Raw genomic sequence first — 3,941 nt, forward strand, 5'->3', positions numbered from 1 at the left:
CCTGTCTCCGCCCCGCTCCAGCCCGGCCGGCGTCCGTGCCGCCTGCACAGCGATCAGCCTTCCGACGTCCCCCCTGGCCATGTCCAACCTCGAACGAGGCGAGCCATCGGCCAAACCCGATGCACCGGGCACCTGTTCACCTTTACTCACGGTGACCTTCGGGAGATCGCTACCGCTCGACACGGTTCCAATGAGAACATCATCACCATGGAGCAGAGGGACTTCTCGGTGACGGACTTGAGCCTTGACAGCCAAAACCCCCGACACGCCATGCCCACACCAACGACACGTGAGGCTATCTCAGCCCTCCTCCAGAAGGACCCTGAAAAGCTAGCGCGACTAGCACAGGATATTGCCGAAAAGGGTTTGAACCCAACAGAGTTGCCGATCGTCGTCCGCGAGGACGGCAAAGTAGTCGTAATTGAGGGTAATCGTCGGCTAGCCACCCTCAAAGCATTATCCGACCCGTCCCTAGTGGATGACCACAAGATTCGCCAGCAGATGGGCATCATCGCTCGTCGCCACTCCATTCCTCGCACCATGCGTTGTGTAGTCGCAAAAAGTCGCGAGGAAGCAAACCATTGGATCACACTCAGGCATACTGGAGAAGCCGAAGGTGTCGGAGTAGTGCCGTGGACCTCCGAACAGAAGACTCGGTTCGCTCAGAAAGAAAATGCCACTGCTAGAGCTCTCCGGTTTATCGAACAGGTTTCGGAGTGGTATAGCACCGACAGTAGCCTGCTGCAGGATATAGCGACGGTCCGTTCAACTAGGCTCACCACCTTGGCGCGTCTACTGTCTGATCCCAAAGTTCGAAACTCCCTAGGCTTCGATTTTCAGAATAGCGGCATTTTGGCCGACTACGACCCAGAAGTAATGCACAGCTCAGTTCGCAAGCTCTTCTCCGATCTAGCGACGCACCTCTCCGTCACTCGAGTAAAAAGCAAAGAGCAGCGCCGCGATTACATTGGCGCGATCAAGGATCACTTGCCACAAGCCTCAGAGCGACTCCCCCAACCTCGCCTGATTTCCCCAAAGGTACAGAGTTCGGATCACGGAGATCGTAAAGAGACAAAGAGTGCCGAATTGCAGCAAGCCGCACCCGCGCCTGCCGCTAGCCCGCCCAAAAGGGATAAACGGGTATTCCAGAACGTCATTCTGAAGAATGTCAGCCCTAGGACCGCCAAGGTACTGAATGAAGCAAAGAAGATCGTAATTGCCGATTCCCCTAACGTCGCTGCCATCATGATCAGAGCTGTAATCGACATCACTGTGACCGAGGCGGCAGAACGACAGGGATGGCGTCGACGTCAGGACAAACTTAAAGAACGCATTGGCGTGGCTCTTCGGCACATTGACCCGGACGATGTGGATAAGCAGCTCGATGAAGCGCGCAGGATGTCTCAGAACGACGGCGCCTTGTCTGTGAAGAACCTGCATAGCTTCATCCATCAGTGGGACGTGCATCCCATGATTTTGGACATCACAACTCTAAGTGCGGTTTATACACCCATGCTCATGAAGTTGGATCAATACTTGGGGGAAAATCCCAAGTGATGCGATATATCAGCCCTCTTCGCTACCCGGGCGGAAAAGCCCGCTTGGCGAATTACATAAAGCATCTAATGGACTCGCAGGGACCGCGACCTACCCACTATGCAGAACCCTTCTGTGGAGGAGCTGGCGCGGCACTTAAGCTATTAGTCGACGGCAGCGTAGATCACATTCATTTGAATGACGCCGACCCAGGTATCGCCGCCTTCTGGCGCAGCGTTTTCGGTGCTACCAGCGACCTTGCAGCCATGGTACGCAGCGCTGACGTCACGATCGATGGCTGGCATAAAGCAGCCGCAGTGTACGCCAGTCCGATTGGCAAGACAGACCTGGACTTGGGCTTCGCCACTTTCTTCCTCAACCGTTGCAACAGATCAGGAATTCTCAGAGCTCGCCCCATTGGGGGCTACGAGCAAGCCGGAAAATGGAAGATTGATGCACGCTTCAATCGTGAGGCACTCGCGGAGCGAATTGAATTCCTGGGGACTTACCGAGACAGGGTCTCTCTGTCGCAGCAAGACGGCCGGCAGCACATTCGCAGTCTGGAGTCTTTGGGAGAGCATGTCTTGGCGTACGTTGATCCGCCATATCTAGTACAGGGCGACCGGCTGTACATGGATTCCCTCAGCTCCGAGGATCACAGCGAACTAGCACAGGTTCTCTGTAAGAGTCCCATCAAGTGGTTCTTGACGTATGACGCCGAAAGTCGCATTACGGATAGCCTGTACCCTGATCACCGGTGTATGCAATTTGAGATAGCTCATAGCGCGCAGGTACGGCACCTAGGCGTTGAGTACGCTGTTTTCAGCGACAGTCTCAGCATTCCTGACTTCGATGGCGTCATTGGGAAGGACGATTATCTGTGGTTGATGAGTTGAGGGCATAATGAGCGTCGTACACTTCCCTGAGTATCGGGCCTACGAGCAGGACAGAATTAAGGCCAGTGATGCCATGATGGCTTTGTTGGCCGGCTCACGACTAGCAGAGAACACGCTACGTTTGACTGACGGCAGCTCTCGCTTTCTGCCTGAAATATTTCCTGCTGTCCCTCACATTCAACGCATGAATCTCACCACGGCGAACGCCCGAACGTTGCTCGCTGACGCTGAGCAACACCTAAGCGCCATGGCTGTCCCTTATGCGCTTGCCATTCACGAGGACTTCGTCCAGACGTGCTTCGGGCTGTTAATCAACGCAGGTTTAACGACCCGCGGGGAGGTTGCCGGTACTAATGCCTCATCAATGCATAGACTATTCGAGCAAAAAGTGGGTCAGCAGCTCCCGAGAGAACCATTGGAACAGTTTCATTTGATTCGCCAGATGCGAAATGCCGTGATTCACGCGGGAGGGAAACCCAAACAGGGTCTCGTAACGGCAGCCAACAACCTTTCACCTAACGCGCTCGCTGATTGGATTAAAGTTGCTGGCGAGCATCCATCTGATCGAGTCACGCTAGGAGTTCCGGTTACTTTTTCTCACGGCGAACTCATTTTGGCTCTCGCGGTGACAAAACGGATCTCACAGAAAATGAACTTTGCACTCAGAGATAGACTACCGCGAGAGATTTGGACGGACTGCGCCCTTATTGATTTTACTGCAGAGCATCCGAATTTGAATCATCTCTCGCAGCGAAAGAGGAAGCTCACTGGATTCCTTCGCACCTACTACCAACCGCTCAATCTGACGGAAGCAGAAATCGCTTCAGGAATACAGAGAGCAGGATGGTAGAAGTAAAAAGAGGGCGCTCTCCCAGTTAAGCTACCAGCCGGGACTCGAACCCGGACCTCCCTCTTCTGTGGATGCCAGCGGTCGTGAACCACAACGGGCTTCTTAGGCCTCGCACCCCATCTGTAGAATAGATTAGCATACCCTGATGCGGCCTGGCCAAACCTCAGGTCTCTTCGGATCAAGGCAAGTTGGGGTCGAGCGTGTGACCAGCCGATGAGCCAGCGATGGAGATCCAGGACGCTTCCCTATCGACAGGGCCGGCACATGCCGCTTCCCAAGCTAAGGGCTCTGGCGCCATCGTCACGTGCCGACCGTCGCGGCGTGCCCTGGTCGACGGCACTGGCAGCGTGACTGAGGTCTGTAGGGGTGCAGCGACGCATACGCGCGCCTGGTCCGTTGGCGCACCCGCCGTCGTGGCTGGCTTTCGTCGGCTGAGCTTCGTGCCACTGCCGTGCCAGACGCAGCGGTCAGCCACGGTCAACGAGAGTGTCTGAAGGTCGAGTTGCTGCGCATCGCGTCAGGCATCGAAGCCTCAGGTCACCGGCCCGACGCCTCACCCTCTCTCCTAGGGCCTGTGTGGAGTTGTGATCAAGGCTGTGATTCGAGGTGTCGGATCCAGAGGAGGCTGGCGCATAATTCGAGTCCGGCCTGGTAGCTCT

The 3,941-nt window shown here is 55.6% G+C and carries 3 protein-coding genes; all 3 read left to right on the forward strand.

The features are described 5' to 3' along the window. Positions 1-207 precede the first annotated feature (207 nt). Genes ACFWN1_RS32140 through ACFWN1_RS32150 form a run of 3 tightly spaced genes read left to right on the forward strand, consistent with a single transcriptional unit; the run spans position 208 to position 3,282 of the window. Entirely contained in the window at positions 208-1,557 is a 1,350-nt protein-coding gene (locus tag ACFWN1_RS32140) for a ParB N-terminal domain-containing protein (RefSeq protein ID WP_384369916.1), read from the forward strand. After that, positions 1,557-2,432 carry a DNA adenine methylase gene (locus ACFWN1_RS32145; RefSeq protein ID WP_384369919.1) on the forward strand — a complete coding sequence of 292 codons (876 nt, stop codon included), beginning with the start codon at positions 1,557-1,559 and terminating at the stop codon, positions 2,430-2,432. The genes ACFWN1_RS32140 and ACFWN1_RS32145 overlap by 1 nt, the downstream gene beginning before the upstream one ends. A gap of 7 nt (positions 2,433-2,439) precedes the next feature. After that, positions 2,440-3,282 (forward strand): hypothetical protein, encoded by an 843-nt coding sequence (locus ACFWN1_RS32150; protein ID WP_384369922.1) that lies wholly within the window; start codon positions 2,440-2,442, stop codon positions 3,280-3,282. Positions 3,283-3,941: the final 659 nt, after the last annotated feature.

The organism is Streptomyces sp. NPDC058459 (genome assembly GCF_042721685.1).
In the GTDB taxonomy this organism is placed as follows: domain Bacteria; phylum Actinomycetota; class Actinomycetes; order Streptomycetales; family Streptomycetaceae; genus Streptomyces.

Excerpts from the sequence above, each read along its gene's own strand:
- ACFWN1_RS32150 (WP_384369922.1), top strand. The coding sequence starts at position 2,440 with ATGAGCGTCGTACACTTCCCTGAGTATCGGGCCTACGAGCAGGACAGA.
- ACFWN1_RS32145 (WP_384369919.1), top strand. The coding sequence starts at position 1,557 with ATGCGATATATCAGCCCTCTTCGCTACCCGGGCGGAAAAGCCCGCTTG.
- ACFWN1_RS32140 (WP_384369916.1), top strand. The coding sequence starts at position 208 with ATGGAGCAGAGGGACTTCTCGGTGACGGACTTGAGCCTTGACAGCCAA.